Here is a 14,377-nt window from a genome sequence, read left to right as displayed (position 1 = left end):
TATCATGCCTCTCTACGTGAGACCAATCAAGAATAATTGGGGATAATGCATCCCTGCTTGCTTTGTGCTATAATTTTTAAAGCCTATCACTTTACTATGGATTTAATTTTTGCAAGGCTGAAGGGGTTTGTTCATGTTCAAAAAAAGAAAGGGACAATTAGGAGCAAGATTTTCAATTTATACGGTTGGTCTGCTGGTCCTGTCCCTTGGCATAGTCCTGCTTATTAAAAGCGGGGCGGGGGCATCACCCTGGGATGTTTTCCACGTCGGCCTTTATTTGCATTTTGGCCTGACAGTAGGAAGCTGGTCGATCATCGCCGGGATGGCAATCCTTACAGCCGCTACGATTATTGCGAGAGAATTTCCCCATATTGGGGCATTTTTAAATATGGTTCTTGTCGGCGTATTTATTGATATCTTTATGCCATTTATAAATGAACCCTCGAGCCTGGCCGGGGAAGTGGCCATGCTCGCTTTCGGGGTCCTTTTAATGGGCTATGGAATGGGCATTTATATTTCAGCCAGCCTTGGAACCGGGCCGCGAGACAGCCTGATGGCTGTCATCATTGAAAAAACAGGCTGGAAGGTCCGCAATGTTAGAGGCGCAATTGAATTGGCGGTCCTCCTCATTGGCTGGAAGCTAGGCGGACCGGTCAGCTGGGGAACGATTGCATTCTGCGCAGCGATCGGCCCAGTTGCCGGTCTGGCACTGCCGCAAAGCTTCGCGGCGGCAGATTGGATTCTTGACAAATTAAAAGCGAAAAAGACGACGGACGCAGTGCCGGGGGATAGGAGTGCGGGAATGTGAGAATATCAACAAAAGGACGTTATGGACTAACCATTATGATCGAACTGGCAAAAAACTATGGTGAAGGGCCGGTTTCTCTTAAAGCGATTGCCCAGGCGAATGATTTGTCGGAGCATTACTTGGAGCAGCTTGTCGCGCCTTTGAGAAATGCTGGGCTTGTGAAAAGCATCCGAGGCGCATACGGAGGTTATCTCCTTGGGAAGGATCCCGGCGAAATTACTTCCGGAGATATCATCCGCGTTCTTGAGGGGCCGATTACACCAGTAGAAGGCATAGAGGATGAAGAACCGGCAAAGCGGGAATTGTGGATCAGAATCCGCGATGCGATCAAGGAAGTTCTGGACAGTACCACACTTGAAGACCTGGCGAACCATACTGATGAAGGCAGCCAGGATTCCTATATGTTTTATATTTAAAGATAAACTGCAAAGAGACCTTAAGAATGAAAGGTGATGACATGGAACGGATTTACTTGGACCATGCAGCGACTTCGCCAATGCATCCCCTGGTCATTGAAAAAATGTCCAAGGCGATGGGCGCATTATATGGAAATCCCTCAAGCATCCATTCCTTTGGGAGGGAAGCAAGGCACCAATTGGATGAGGCAAGGGCCGCTATTGCATCGAGCATTGGAGCAAAATCAAATGAAATCATTTTTACGAGCGGCGGCACCGAAGCCGATAATATGGCCATCCTCGGGGCAGCCGAGGCATACAGCGGCAATGGCAGACATATCATCACGTCTTCAGTCGAACATCATGCCGTGCTTCATGCCTGCCAAAATCTTGAGAAACGCGGTTTTGAGGTAACCTATCTTCCGGTCGATGAAACCGGAAAGATCTCGATTGCCAGCCTTGAAGAAGCACTAAGAGAAGATACAATCCTGGTAACGATTATGTATGCGAATAATGAAGTTGGAACAATCCAGCCAATTGAGGAAATTGGACAATTATTAAGCAGCCATCAGGCTTTGTTCCATACCGATGCGGTTCAGGCTTACGGCCTGCTCGAACTCGATGTCAAGGAGGCAGGCGTGGACATGCTTTCCGTTTCAGCCCATAAAATAAACGGGCCAAAGGGGACGGGGTTCCTTTTTGCAAGGGAAGGAATCAAGCTTTCGCCGAGATCGTTTGGCGGGGAGCAGGAACGGAAACGGCGCGCCGGGACGGAAAACCTGGTCTCAATTACGGGATTTATGGAGGCAGTCAAAATAGCAAAGAAGAATGCGGCTGAAAAGTCTGAAGAGTATTTGGCCATGAAGAAGCAGTTTATCCGCATTCTTGATGAGGAAGGTGTTTCCTTCCAGTTGAACGGGACACTTGAAGGTTCTGTACCCCATATAGTAAACTTGAGCTTTCCGGGTACGGATGTGGAATCGATGCTCGTCAATCTTGATTTAGCCGGAATTGCCGCCTCAAGCGGTTCCGCATGTACCGCCGGATCGGTCGAACCGTCCCATGTCCTCGTAGCGATGTTCGGGAAAGATTCTGAGCGGATTTTAAATTCGATTCGCTTCAGTTTCGGGCTCGGGACAACCGAAGAAAAAGTCATCTACGCGGCCCGTAAAATAGCGGAAATTGTTAAAAGGCTGCGAGGATAGGCAAACATTACTTTTACAACCGGAATTTAGCCGGATTTTTATATAGAAGTGTGGTGAAACCCATGGAAAAGAAAGAACCTAAAGATACAAGAGTCGTTGTCGGCATGTCAGGCGGAGTTGACTCCTCCGTCGCTGCACTGCTGCTAAAACAGCAAGGCTACGATGTTATCGGCATTTTCATGAAAAACTGGGATGACACCGATGAAAATGGCGTTTGTACGGCAACGGAGGATTACAATGATGTCATTCGCGTCTGCAACCAGATTGGCATTCCTTATTACGCGGTCAATTTTGAAAAGCAATACTGGGACAAGGTATTCACGTACTTTCTTGATGAATATAAAGCAGGCAGGACGCCTAATCCGGATGTTATGTGCAATAAGGAAATCAAGTTCAAGGCATTTCTGGAACACGCCCTGAAGCTTGGGGCCGACTATCTTGCCACCGGCCATTATGCCCAAGTGGAATTTAGGGACGGGGGATATAAAATGCTCCGCGGTCTCGATGAAAATAAGGACCAGACTTATTTTTTGAATCAGCTTAGCCAGGACCAATTGAGCAGGGTCCTATTCCCGATTGGCGGACTTGAAAAGTCGGATGTGAGGAAGATTGCCGCAGAAGCCGGCCTGGCGACCGCGACAAAAAAAGACAGCACAGGAATCTGTTTTATCGGCGAAAGGAATTTCAAGGATTTCCTTAGCCAGTATCTTCCGGCCCAGCCCGGGAGTATGGTCACTATGGATGGCGAAATAAAAGGCAGGCATGACGGGCTGATGTATTACACGATCGGCCAGCGCCATGGTCTTGGCATTGGCGGGCAGGGAGACCCGTGGTTCGTTATTGGGAAGGATCTTAAAAAAAATGTCCTATACGTTGGCCAGGGCTTTCATAATGAATTGCTTTATTCCGACTCCATTTTTGCAGACAATGTCAGCTGGGTTTCTGATACACCTAAGCCGACAGAATTTGAATGCACAGCGAAGTTCAGATACCGCCAGGCTGATAACAAAGTTACGGTCAGGATTTTAGAAGGAAACAGGGTGCAAGTCCTATTCCACGAACCAATCCGCGCTGTGACGCCAGGACAGGCGGTCGTATTTTATCAAAATGACGAATGTCTTGGCGGCGGTACGATTGACGATGTATATAGAAATGGCAACAAGCTCGATTATGTAGGATAACGTGTTGATTAATGAAGCCTGGTTCCCCTATTATAGGGGGGCCGGGCTGTTTTTTTGAGAGCTTTATTGGGTGAAATTCAGAGAAAATTCGGCCTCGATTATGGTATACTTTCACGAGACGGAGAGTGATTTTAATGGATAAAAATATAAAGGGCATCGAATTGATGCAGGCAGGCAGCTGGGAAGAAGCCGCGTCGGCATTCAGCGAAGCAATTGAAGAAAATCCGGATGATCCGGTCGCATATATTAATTTCGGCAATTTGCTTGCCGCGACAGGGGACCAGGACAGGGCGCTAAAGTTTTTCCACAGAGCACTTGAGCTTGATGAAAATGCGGGTGCCGCCTATTACAGTATTGGCACCATCCATTATAACAATGAAAATTTTAAAGAAGCGAAATCGATGTTCGAGGCAGCGATGAAAAAGGGCCTAAGTAGCAGTGATACCTTTTTCATGCTCGGCATGTCCCTCGTCCAGCTAGGAAACAATCGGCTTGCGCTTGCTTATCTCCAGCGCAGCACCGAGCTGGATCCCGAAGACGGGGACGCGCATTTCCACTACGGACTCTGCCTGGCTGAGGAAGGGATGATTGACCTGGCCATCCCTCAATTTGAAGCCTGTCTTAAGCAGCTGCCTGGCCATGCCGACGCATACTATAATCTTGGCGTTGCTTTTGCTTATAAAGAGCAGCCGGAGAAAGCACTTGAAATGCTGGAAGAGGCCTTAAACATCCAGCCGGCCCATACAATGGCTGCCGAAGTGAAAAATATACTTACTGGGGCGATTGGCAAAAATAATTCCCATGATTCGGAGGACTGAACGTACTCCCTGGGATGAAATGAATAGGGAAGGAGGGCGGCTATGGACCAGCAGAATTCATTCGACTTGTTTTCGGAACAGGGAAAGTATTTGAAAGGAAGGCCGTTTGTAACCATCTTTCATAATGAGTCCAATTTATATACGGTCACAAGAATCCGGGTTGATGAAACCAATGACACCTATGAAGACCGAGAGGCGGTTGTAACTGGATATTTCCCAAAATTGCACGATCAAGAGACATATCTTTTTTTCGGAGAATTCAAGGACCATCCGAAGTTCGGACTGCAGTTTCATGCCACCCATTTCAGAAAAGACATCCCGCAATCGAAGCAGGGGGTCGTTTCCTACCTTTCTAGTGAGATATTTAAAGGCATCGGAAAAAAGACCGCCGAAAGCATCGTCGAAGTGCTTGGTGAAAATGCCATTTCGAAAATACTTAATCAGCCGTCCCTTTTAGATTCCATCCCAAAGCTGGCTCCTGATAAAGCAAAGCTTTTGTATGACACATTGATGGAACATCAGGGCCTCGAGCAAGTCATGGTCGCTTTGAACCAGTACGGTTTCGGCCCCCAGCTTTCAATGAAGATCTATCAGGTTTATAAGGAAACAACGCTGGAAGTCATCCAGCGGAACCCATATCAGCTTGTCGAAGATATTGAAGGAATCGGTTTTGGCCGGGCTGATGAACTCGGTTACCAGCTTGGAATCTCGGGCAGCCATCCGGACAGAATCAAGGCAGCCGGCCTTTATACGCTAGAAGCGGAAAGTATTCAGGCCGGCCACGTTTATCTTGAAGCGCGCGACCTCCTTGAAAAGGTGAAAGCTCTGCTTGAAGAGAACCAGCGTGACAGGATTGAATATGAGGACATCACAGCTGAGTTGATTAAGCTCGAGGAGGAAGGGAAAATAGCCGGAGAAGGGCAGCGTGTTTACTTACCTTCTCTTTATTTTTCGGAAAAAGGGCTCGTGACGAATATAAAACGGATCCTGGAACAAAAAGAATTCAGTTCACAGTTCCCGGAATCGGAATTTTTGCTGGCTCTCGGCGAGCTCGAGGAACGGCTCGGGGTGGAATACGCCCCTTCCCAAAAGGAAGCCATCCAGACAGCCATCCAATCACCGATGATGATTTTGACAGGCGGGCCAGGAACGGGTAAGACAACGGTCATTAAAGGGATTGTTGAGCTTTACGCCGAATTGCATGGCTGTTCGCTTGATCCGAAGGAATTTATGAAAAAGGATGAACCATTTCCAATCCTTCTTGCGGCACCTACTGGGAGGGCGGCAAAAAGAATGAGTGAATCGACCGGTCTTCCGGCCGTCACCATACACAGGCTCCTTGGGTATAACGGCAGCGAGGGATTCAGCCATGACGAAGAGTCGGCTTTAAACGGCAAAATCCTGATTGTCGATGAAACTTCGATGGTCGATATCTGGCTTGCCCACCAGTTATTCAAGGCATTGCCGGATACCATCCAGGTCATCCTTGTTGGCGATGAAGACCAGCTGCCTTCAGTCGGTCCGGGTCAGGTTTTAAAAGACCTCCTACAATCCGAACGGATCCCGACTGTGCGGCTGACCGACATTTATCGCCAGGCGGAAGGTTCTTCAATCATCAGGCTTGCCCATGACATTAAAAACGGAAAACTGCCGGATGACTTGGCGGCCCCCCAGCCTGACAGGTCATTCATTAAATGCAATGGACATCAGCTTGCCCAAGTTGTCGAAAAAGTTGCGGCAAATGCCAGGAAAAAAGGCTACCATGCGAGGGATATCCAGGTGCTCGCCCCGATGTATAAAGGCCCTGCAGGAATCGACAGGCTGAATGTCATCCTTCAGGAACTTTTCAATCCGAATTCTGATGGAAAAAGGAAAGAACTTGCCTTTGGCGATGTGAAATACAGGATTGGGGATAAAGTCCTTCAGTTGGTCAATCAGCCAGAATCCAATGTATTCAACGGCGATATTGGGGAAATTGTTTCGATCTTCTATGCAAAAGAGAATACCGAAAAACAAGATATGGCAATTGTTTCATTTGATGGGAATGAAGTGACGTATACGAGGCAGGATTTAAATCAGATCACCCATGCGTATTGCTGTTCGGTCCATAAAGCGCAGGGAAGCGAGTTTCCGATCGTCATCATGCCCATCACTCGAAGCTATTACCGAATGCTGAGGAAAAATCTCATTTATACAGCCATTACAAGAAGCAGGCAATTCCTGATTCTCTGTGGGGAAGAGGACGCGTTCCGGCTTGGGGTCGGGCGAAATGACGAGCAGGCGAGGCAGACGACCCTTGCCGAAAGATTAGTGGATGCGATCGGCAAAACAGCCGAAAATCCTGCCGGCGAGGAGAATGGCATCTTGGAAACGGGCGGCAATCCTGCTTTGGAAGTGATGGAACCTGCGCCTCAATATGAAGCAGCGTCCGCACAAGGGCCTTCATACGAAGAAATTCTTTTGAAAACAGATCCGCTCATTGGGATGCAAAACGTTTCTCCTTACGATTTCTTATAGTGGGTCTTCACTGCCCTTAAAATTGGGATAAATGGCAGGCCGATTTTTCTAGCACGAAGGGCACCTGAACATTGTAGACGTATATTTTTGACAGTAAATGGGCACAATCGTAGAGAACGAGCAACGGGTGGATTCCTTTCTTAGTCTCTGGGAATTGGAAAGGATGCCATCATCGTAAATGCTGAAACTACGTGAGGTGCCCTTCCAATGTTTAGTTGTCCAAACTGTCAAAGTAAGGATATCGGCAAAATCGGAATAAATCAGTTTTATTGCTGGAATTGCTTTATCGAGCTCTCACTTTCCAAAGGGATGATCCATACCCATCAAGTTGAAGAGGATGGGACACTAAGTTCCCTGGATGATTTGTTTGAAGAAAGTGAACGCCGTTATTCAAGTTAACATTTACCTAAGCCGCGGTGTGGTTCCGCGGTTTTTTTTATCATTAAATTTGTTTTACGCGATTCAACCGTGAAAGAAACTGAAAGGATGGAAAAAAGTCCTTAACAGTTCTGCATAAATGCACTGCGTTCCTCTAAAACTATCGGGAAGGGGGTGCGCGTGTGAATATCCACATGAAATGGTATTATCGGATAGGTTTTTTCCTTTTGCTTCTCGCAACAGCGTTAATCCTTATGAAGCTAAAGCCATTTTGGGCTCCCGTGGCGGTGGTAATCTGGTATATTCTTGTTCCGTTTCTTACGGCGGGTTTTATCGCATACCTTCTCCACCCGCTTGTCGAAAAGCTACATGAACGGGGCATGCACCGCGGGCTTGCCGTTCTGCTTATATATGTCGTGTTTTTTGGAGGGCTAGGCCTTGCGATTTATAAAGGAGTCCCGGCGTTTATCGAACAAATTAGGGAACTCTCCTCCAGTGCGCCCGCTTTCGCCGAGCAATATCGTGGATTGATTGCAAGTCTCGAGGAAAAAACAAAGGCCTGGCCAATTGGGCTGCAGCAGCGTATTGACAGGGGGATTACGAATGTTGAAGATAAGCTGATAGGTTCTTTTGACCTGGTCCTTGCCACGCTTGCAAATCTGGCCGATTCGATTCTGATTATTGCAGTCATTCCCTTCATCGCTTTTTATATGCTAAAGGATTATGAACTGATAAAGCGTACAGCCTGGTATTTGACCCCGATAAAATGGCGCCGCCAAGGGGTCCGTTTCATCAGGGACGTCGATAAATCCCTTGGGGGGTATATTAGAGGTCAGTTGATTGTCTGCATGATAGTCGGTATTGTTTCTTTCCTTTTATTCTGGCTTTTTGATTTGCGATTTCCGTTACTGCTCGGGCTGGTTATTGCACTGACAAATGTCATCCCATATTTCGGGCCAATTTTTGGGGCAATCCCCGCAGTGATTATTGCCGCAGCCACTTCAATGAAACTTGTATTCATTACAATAGGCATCGTATTCGTCCTTCAATTTATTGAGGGGAATGTCCTTTCGCCATATATTGTCGGAAAGAGCCTCCATCTTCATCCCCTGCTAATTATGTTTTCAATAGTTGCCGGCAGTGAAATTGGCGGAATCCCGGGTTTGATTTTGGCCGTACCGATTCTGGCGGTCGCAAAAGTGGCTATTGTCCATGCATCTGCAATTTTTGCCCAAGGAAGAAAAACTGGGTGAAAAGAGAGGAATGCAGCGAAATCATTTTCAGACGGCTTCTAAATTGACAAACGGATTCCGCATCGCTATAATGCGGCTATAGAATATTTTTGTTTGGAAAAACGATGAAGGATCGAGTATGCCGTTCGTAATCCAACCGCTGAAGGCGGACAGAGAGGGCTTCCATGGCTGGAAGAAGCCCGGGGTGAAAAATAGCAGAACGCTAATCCGGAGTGCAGCCAATACCTGCCGTTATGCCGCGTTAAGGCAATATTGAGAGATGGGCGCCGGCTTTACGCCCATAATCAGGGTGGTACCGCGAGAATAAGCTCTCGTCCCTGTCCAGGGATGAGGGCTTTTTTGTGTTTCCGGAAAGTTGAATCGCCTGTTTATCAGCAGCATTAATCAAGAAAGAAGTAGAAATCCGTTCCAGTGAGAACTATATAGGTTGTACTTAATACTAAGCGAAACTAATTGGAAAACTGGTTGATGGGAGCTCAGGCATGTAGACTCCTCGAAAATGCTATCGCATTTCCTTCGTGCAAAGCCCATTCGAAGAAGCTGGTTGTCCTGCGGGATAGAGCAGCAAGGGGAGACCCCACAGGAGCTTTGCTCCGAGGAGGCTCCACTGATGCCCCGCGGAAAGCGAAATGCCCGGAGCGGAAATCAACCACAATGTTCCCTTAGAATATTAATTTTATGATCAACCTATATAAACAATTAAGAAATTAAATGGAGGTTTCCGCAATGAAACAATTGACAGGCTCACAAATTAGAAAAATGTTTCTTGATTTCTTCCAGGAGAAGAATCACCACCTGGAGCCAAGCGCTTCACTAGTACCGCATGATGATCCATCATTATTATGGATTAACAGCGGAGTCGCGACACTGAAGAAGTATTTCGATGGGAGGGTAATCCCTGAAAATCCAAGGATCACGAATGCCCAAAAGTCAATCAGGACAAATGATATCGAGAATGTCGGAAAAACCGCCAGGCACCATACGTTCTTTGAAATGCTTGGGAACTTTTCCATTGGGGAGTATTTTAAGGAAGAAGCCATTGAATGGGCTTGGGAATTCCTAACTTCAGAAAAGTGGATGGGATTCGAGCCTGAAAAGTTATCGGTTACTGTCCATCCGGAGGATCATGAAGCCTACGACTACTGGTACAAGGAAATCGGAATTCCTGCAGAGAGGATTATCCGGCTTGAAGGGAACTTTTGGGACATAGGTGAAGGGCCGAGCGGACCTAACACGGAAATCTTTTATGACAGGGGACCTGAATACGGGGATGACCCTAACGATCCAGAGTTATATCCTGGAGGGGAAAACGATCGGTACTTGGAAGTATGGAACCTTGTTTTCTCACAGTTTAATCATAACCCGGACGGTACTTATACCCCGCTGCCTAAGAAGAACATCGATACAGGGATGGGGCTTGAACGGATGGCTTCTGTTGTTCAAAATGTCCCGACGAATTTCGATACGGATTTGTTTATGCCGATTATAAGGGCAACTGAACAAATTTCCGGCACGAAATATGGGGAGTCCAAGGAAACAGATGTTGCATTCAAAGTGATTGCAGACCATATCAGGACAGTAGCTTTCGCCATTGGTGATGGGGCGCTTCCTTCGAATGAAGGCCGTGGGTATGTCCTCAGGCGTTTGCTCCGCCGTGCTGTTAGGTATGCAAAGCAAATCGGCATTCAGCGCCCGTTCATGTATGAATTGGTTCCGGTTGTGGGGGAAATCATGCATGATTTCTATCCAGAAGTAAAGGATAACCAGGAATTTATCCAGAAGGTAATCAAAAACGAGGAAGAGCGGTTCCATGAGACTCTTCATGAGGGGCTTGCCATCCTTGAGTCAGTAATTAAGAAGGAAAAAGAAAAAGGCAGCAGCGTGATTTCCGGCCAGGATGTGTTCAGGCTTTATGATACTTACGGATTTCCAGTAGAACTGACCGAGGAATATGCTGAAGAAAAAGGCATGACAGTCGACCACTCGGGGTTTGAGGACGAAATGGAAGCCCAACGGGAGCGGGCCCGTTCTGCTAGGCAGGACGTTGAATCAATGCAGGTTCAAAGCGGAGTCCTTGGGGAAATCAAGGTTGAAAGCCAGTTTGTCGGCTATGACCAGATGGAAGCCCAGGCGGAAGTCCTTGTCATCCTTAAAGATGGAGCCGTGGCTGACAGTGCATCAAAAGGCGAAGAAATTCAATTCATTCTTGACCAAACCCCGTTCTACGCTGAAAGCGGCGGCCAGATTGCCGATCAGGGGTACTTGATTGGTGAAGGTGTGAAGGTTTTTGTCAAGGACGTCAAAAAAGCACCAAACGGGCAAAACCTCCATCGTGCTATCGTTGAGGAAGGCACACTGGAAAAGGGACAAAATGTCGCGGCTGCAGTAGACAGGGAAAACCGCGTGAAAATCATAAAGAACCACACGGCAACCCACCTGTTACACCAGGCGTTAAAGGATGTTTTAGGAGCTCATGTCAATCAGGCCGGCTCTTTGGTTGAGGCTGATCGCCTCCGTTTTGACTTTTCTCATTTTGGCCAGGTTAAGCCTGAAGAACTTGAACAGGTCGAAAAAATCGTTAACGAAAAAATCTGGAGGAATATTCCTGTAGACATCTCCTTAAAACCGATTGCCGAAGCGAAAGCAATGGGTGCCATGGCCTTGTTCGGGGAGAAATACGGCGATATCGTCAGGGTTGTCAAAGTTGGAGACTACAGCCTGGAGCTGTGTGGCGGCTGCCATGTTCCGAATACATCCGTCATCGGACTATTCAAAATCGCTGGGGAAAGCGGTATTGGCGCGGGAACCCGGAGGATTGAAGCCGTAACTGGTGAAGGAGCATATGAGCTGTTGAACAGCCAGGTGGGCCTTTTGAAGGATGCTGCCGGAAAACTGAAGGCCAATCCGAAAGACCTTTCCGGGCGGATTGACAGCCTCCTTTCCGAAATGAAGCAGCTTCAGCGGGAGAATGAATCCCTGGCTGCTAAGCTTGGAAATATTGAGGCTTCAAATCTTTCTTCAAAAGCCAAGGAAGTAAATGGAGTCACACTCCTTTCAGCAAATGTACAGGGACAGGATATGGCCGGGCTCCGGTCGATGGCGGATGACCTTAAACAGAAACTTGGTTCAGGCATCATTGTACTTGGAAGCGCGAATGAAGGAAAGGTCAACTTAATTGCGGCTGTTACATCAGACCTTATTGAAAAAGGATATCATGCAGGCAAGCTGATCAAGGAAGTAGCGGCAAAATGCGGAGGCAGCGGCGGAGGCCGTCCGGATATGGCCCAGGCTGGCGGGAAGGATCCATCCAAGCTGGAAGAAGCGCTTCGTTCTGCTGAAGACTGGGTTAAATCAATTTGATAATCATGGCAATTAGTGTAGAATAAACATATTACATTCTATTCAATGGAAACGAAAGGGCGAGGTGCGCGCAATGAGCTCATTAGACAAAACAATGAGGTTCAATTTTCCTGAAGAGCCTTTTGAACATGATGTAGATGAAGTCCTTTTCCAGGTGCATGAAGCGCTTCAGGAAAAAGGGTACAACCCGATTAATCAAATCGTCGGCTATTTGCTGTCGGGCGACCCTGCATACATTCCCCGCCACAAGGATGCCCGCAACATTATCAGGAAACTGGAGCGGGATGAAATCATTGAAGTACTTGTAAAATTTTATTTGAAGCAAAAGCGCGGAGGCTGATGCATGCGGATTCTGGGTTTGGATGTCGGCTCGAAAACAGTTGGCGTCGCCCTCAGCGATGAATTTGGATGGACTGCTCAAGGTCTGGAAACAATTAAGATCGATGAGGAAAAAAATGAGTTTGGCTTTGACCGGCTTGGGTCAATAATAAAAGAGTACGGCGTTGATACCGTCGTAGTGGGGCTGCCGAAAAATATGAATGGCACACTTGGCCCGCGTGCGGAGGCGAGCCAGAGATATGCAGCGGAAGTGGAGAACCTCTTTTCTGTCCCCGCGGTTCTCTGGGACGAAAGGCTAAGCACAATGGCTGCCGAAAGGGTTCTGCTCGAAGCGGATGTCAGCCGGAAGAAACGGAAAAAGGTCATTGATAAAATGGCCGCCACGATGATTTTGCAAGGCTTTCTAGACAGTAAAAAGTAAAGGGTGACCATAATGGAACATGGCGATAACCAGATTGTTGTAGTAGATGAAAACGGAAATGAACAATTGTATGAAATCCTTTATACATTTGAATCGGACGAATTCGAAAAATCATATGTCCTGTACTATGCCGCAGGATCCGACGACAGCGAAGATGAGGAAATTGAAATTCATGCCTCTTCCTTTGTTCCTGGAGCTGAAGGAAAAGCTGGCGATCTGCTCCCGATTGAAACAGATGAAGAGTGGGACATGATTGAGGAAGTCCTGAACACATTCCTTGATGAACAGGAAGACTACGAATAAAATCCATTTAAAAGGGCTGCTGCAAAGCGGCCCTTTTTTGTATTTTTAGGAAAGAACTTCCTCCTTTTTTTTGCAAAATTGACAACGATTTCAACTTGTGCTCAAATTAAGACGTAGTTTTTTGTTAAATATGCAGAATATTGTTGTATAATAGGCAAGAAACAAAGTCATATCATAGAGACAAGGCAGGTCCTGTCAAAAACAGGAGGGGAAAAGCAGAATGTCTGCTGACGACAAAAATTCAAAAAAGGAAATCATCCGCCAAAAGATGATTGAGCACCAAAGCGAGGCAAGAGTTGTCCGGAAAATCGTCCTGCTCATAACAGCTACCATCATTATTCTTGCTGGGGTAATTGGAGGCGGAGGCTACTTATATGTTAAATCCGCACTGGAACCTGTAGACCCCGAGAGCAAGGAAACAAGAGAGGTAACCATACCGATCGGCTCCTCGGTAACCGGTATTGCGAAAGAGCTGGAGAAAAGCGGCGTTATCAAAAATGCCCGGATTTTCAAGTATTATGTTAAATTCAACAATGAAGCAGGTTTTATGGCCGGCGACTACAAAATGACTCCGGCGATGACTATACCAGAAATTATTAAAAGCCTTAAAACAGGAAAGGTCGTGCAAAGGGCTAAATCCAAAATGACCGTTCCTGAGGGTAAGCAGCTGTCCGAAATCGCGGCGATTATTGCAAAAACAACCGGCCAGACCGAGGAAGAGGTTTTTGCAAAGCTTAATGAAGCGGAATTCGTAAAAGGAATGATGGCAAAATATCCTGATTTGCTGACAGAAGATATTTTAAACGAAAAAATAAAATATCCACTCGAGGGTTACCTGTATCCTGCGACCTACCCGATTTATAAAGATAACCCGACGGTCGAAGAAGTTGTAACCGCGATGCTTAACAAAACAAGATCCGTACTGGCTCCTTATAAAGAAACGTTGGCTGAGAAGAAGCTTTCGATGCATAGGCTGTTGACAATGGCTTCCCTGATTGAAGAGGAAGCGACCGAAAAAGCTGACAGACATAAAATTTCCAGTGTCTTTTACAATCGAATTGAAAAGGGCATGCCTCTTCAGACAGACCCTACGGTCCTTTATGCGCAAGGAAAGCATAAAGACAGGGTTCTATATAAGGATTTGGAAGTGGAGTCACCTTATAATACGTATAAGTATGCAGGAATGCCTCCTGGGCCGATTGCCAATTCTGGGCATATGTCCATTGAAGCGGCCCTTAATCCGGAAGACACGGAATTTTATTATTTTCTTGCTTCGAAAGACGGGGTTGTGCATTTTTCGAAAACACTTCAGGAACATAATAGTTTAAAGGCAAAGTATATAACAAATAACAATTAAGTAGGGAAGGGGAAAAACGATGGATTTTCCCCTTTTTCTATG

The 14,377-nt window shown here is 46.8% G+C and carries 13 protein-coding genes and 1 other annotated feature; all 13 genes read left to right on the top strand.

All coding sequences use genetic code 11. From position 1 onward, the window contains the following. Positions 1-133: 133 nt before the first annotated feature. The 13 genes from BN1002_RS13675 to mltG all read left to right on the top strand — a co-directional run bounded on the left by BN1002_RS13675 (position 134) and on the right by mltG (position 14,335). A complete protein-coding gene (locus tag BN1002_RS13675) occupies positions 134-808 on the top strand; it encodes a YczE/YyaS/YitT family protein (protein ID WP_048825705.1) in 675 nt (224 codons plus the stop codon). Then, a complete protein-coding gene (gene cymR, locus BN1002_RS13670; protein WP_048825703.1) occupies positions 805-1,224 on the top strand; it encodes a cysteine metabolism transcriptional regulator CymR in 420 nt (139 codons plus the stop codon). Before BN1002_RS13675 ends, cymR begins: the two co-directional genes overlap by 4 nt. A gap of 41 nt (positions 1,225-1,265) precedes the next feature. Next, positions 1,266-2,408 carry a cysteine desulfurase family protein gene (locus BN1002_RS13665; protein WP_048827950.1) on the top strand — a complete coding sequence of 381 codons (1,143 nt, stop codon included), beginning with the start codon at positions 1,266-1,268 and terminating at the stop codon, positions 2,406-2,408. 62 nt (positions 2,409-2,470) lie between these two features. Next, positions 2,471-3,589, top strand: a complete 1,119-nt coding sequence (gene mnmA / locus BN1002_RS13660; protein WP_048825702.1) for a tRNA 2-thiouridine(34) synthase MnmA — start codon at positions 2,471-2,473, stop codon at positions 3,587-3,589. A gap of 134 nt (positions 3,590-3,723) precedes the next feature. Then, positions 3,724-4,407 carry a tetratricopeptide repeat protein gene (locus BN1002_RS13655; RefSeq protein ID WP_048825701.1) on the top strand — a complete coding sequence of 228 codons (684 nt, stop codon included), beginning with the start codon at positions 3,724-3,726 and terminating at the stop codon, positions 4,405-4,407. A 42-nt stretch (positions 4,408-4,449) separates the two neighbouring features. After that, positions 4,450-6,924 carry an SF1B family DNA helicase RecD2 gene (gene recD2 / locus BN1002_RS13650; RefSeq protein ID WP_048825699.1) on the top strand — a complete coding sequence of 825 codons (2,475 nt, stop codon included), beginning with the start codon at positions 4,450-4,452 and terminating at the stop codon, positions 6,922-6,924. Positions 6,925-7,131: 207 nt separating this feature from the next. Next, on the top strand, positions 7,132-7,323 hold the full coding sequence (locus tag BN1002_RS13645) for a hypothetical protein (RefSeq protein ID WP_048825698.1): 192 nt from the start codon (positions 7,132-7,134) through the stop codon (positions 7,321-7,323). 161 nt (positions 7,324-7,484) lie between these two features. Further along, on the top strand, positions 7,485-8,555 hold the full coding sequence (locus BN1002_RS13640) for an AI-2E family transporter (protein ID WP_048825696.1): 1,071 nt from the start codon (positions 7,485-7,487) through the stop codon (positions 8,553-8,555). Between the two features lie 95 nt (positions 8,556-8,650). Continuing rightward, positions 8,651-8,877, top strand: a binding site (T-box leader). A 404-nt stretch (positions 8,878-9,281) separates the two neighbouring features. After that, positions 9,282-11,915, top strand: coding sequence for an alanine--tRNA ligase (gene alaS, locus BN1002_RS13635; protein ID WP_048825695.1), 2,634 nt, complete (start codon positions 9,282-9,284; stop codon positions 11,913-11,915). A 73-nt stretch (positions 11,916-11,988) separates the two neighbouring features. After that, the gene (locus BN1002_RS13630) at positions 11,989-12,255 is read left to right on the top strand and encodes an IreB family regulatory phosphoprotein (protein WP_048825694.1); all 267 of its coding nucleotides are present in this window, start codon (positions 11,989-11,991) and stop codon (positions 12,253-12,255) included. Between the two features lie 3 nt (positions 12,256-12,258). Continuing rightward, positions 12,259-12,675: a Holliday junction resolvase RuvX gene (gene ruvX / locus BN1002_RS13625; RefSeq protein ID WP_048825692.1), complete on the top strand. Its 417-nt coding sequence runs from the start codon at positions 12,259-12,261 to the stop codon at positions 12,673-12,675. A gap of 12 nt (positions 12,676-12,687) precedes the next feature. Then, positions 12,688-12,978, top strand: a complete 291-nt coding sequence (locus BN1002_RS13620; RefSeq protein WP_048825689.1) for a DUF1292 domain-containing protein — start codon at positions 12,688-12,690, stop codon at positions 12,976-12,978. Between the two features lie 220 nt (positions 12,979-13,198). Continuing rightward, positions 13,199-14,335, top strand: a complete 1,137-nt coding sequence (gene mltG, locus BN1002_RS13615) for an endolytic transglycosylase MltG (protein WP_048825687.1) — start codon at positions 13,199-13,201, stop codon at positions 14,333-14,335. The last annotated feature ends 42 nt before the right edge of the window (positions 14,336-14,377 follow it).

The organism is Bacillus sp. B-jedd, assembly GCF_000821085.1.
In the GTDB taxonomy this organism is placed as follows: domain Bacteria; phylum Bacillota; class Bacilli; order Bacillales; family Cytobacillaceae; genus Bacillus_D.
Note: the sequence above shows the minus strand (reverse complement) of the source record. Positions and strands in the feature narration are given on the sequence as shown.

Excerpts from the sequence above, each read along its gene's own strand:
- BN1002_RS13675 (WP_048825705.1), top strand. The coding sequence starts at position 134 with ATGTTCAAAAAAAGAAAGGGACAATTAGGAGCAAGATTTTCAATTTAT.
- BN1002_RS13665 (WP_048827950.1), top strand. The coding sequence starts at position 1,266 with ATGGAACGGATTTACTTGGACCATGCAGCGACTTCGCCAATGCATCCC.
- mnmA (WP_048825702.1), top strand. The coding sequence starts at position 2,471 with ATGGAAAAGAAAGAACCTAAAGATACAAGAGTCGTTGTCGGCATGTCA.
- BN1002_RS13655 (WP_048825701.1), top strand. The coding sequence starts at position 3,724 with ATGGATAAAAATATAAAGGGCATCGAATTGATGCAGGCAGGCAGCTGG.
- recD2 (WP_048825699.1), top strand. The coding sequence starts at position 4,450 with ATGGACCAGCAGAATTCATTCGACTTGTTTTCGGAACAGGGAAAGTAT.
- BN1002_RS13645 (WP_048825698.1), top strand. The coding sequence starts at position 7,132 with ATGTTTAGTTGTCCAAACTGTCAAAGTAAGGATATCGGCAAAATCGGA.
- alaS (WP_048825695.1), top strand. The coding sequence starts at position 9,282 with ATGAAACAATTGACAGGCTCACAAATTAGAAAAATGTTTCTTGATTTC.
- BN1002_RS13630 (WP_048825694.1), top strand. The coding sequence starts at position 11,989 with ATGAGCTCATTAGACAAAACAATGAGGTTCAATTTTCCTGAAGAGCCT.
- ruvX (WP_048825692.1), top strand. The coding sequence starts at position 12,259 with ATGCGGATTCTGGGTTTGGATGTCGGCTCGAAAACAGTTGGCGTCGCC.
- BN1002_RS13620 (WP_048825689.1), top strand. The coding sequence starts at position 12,688 with ATGGAACATGGCGATAACCAGATTGTTGTAGTAGATGAAAACGGAAAT.
- mltG (WP_048825687.1), top strand. The coding sequence starts at position 13,199 with ATGTCTGCTGACGACAAAAATTCAAAAAAGGAAATCATCCGCCAAAAG.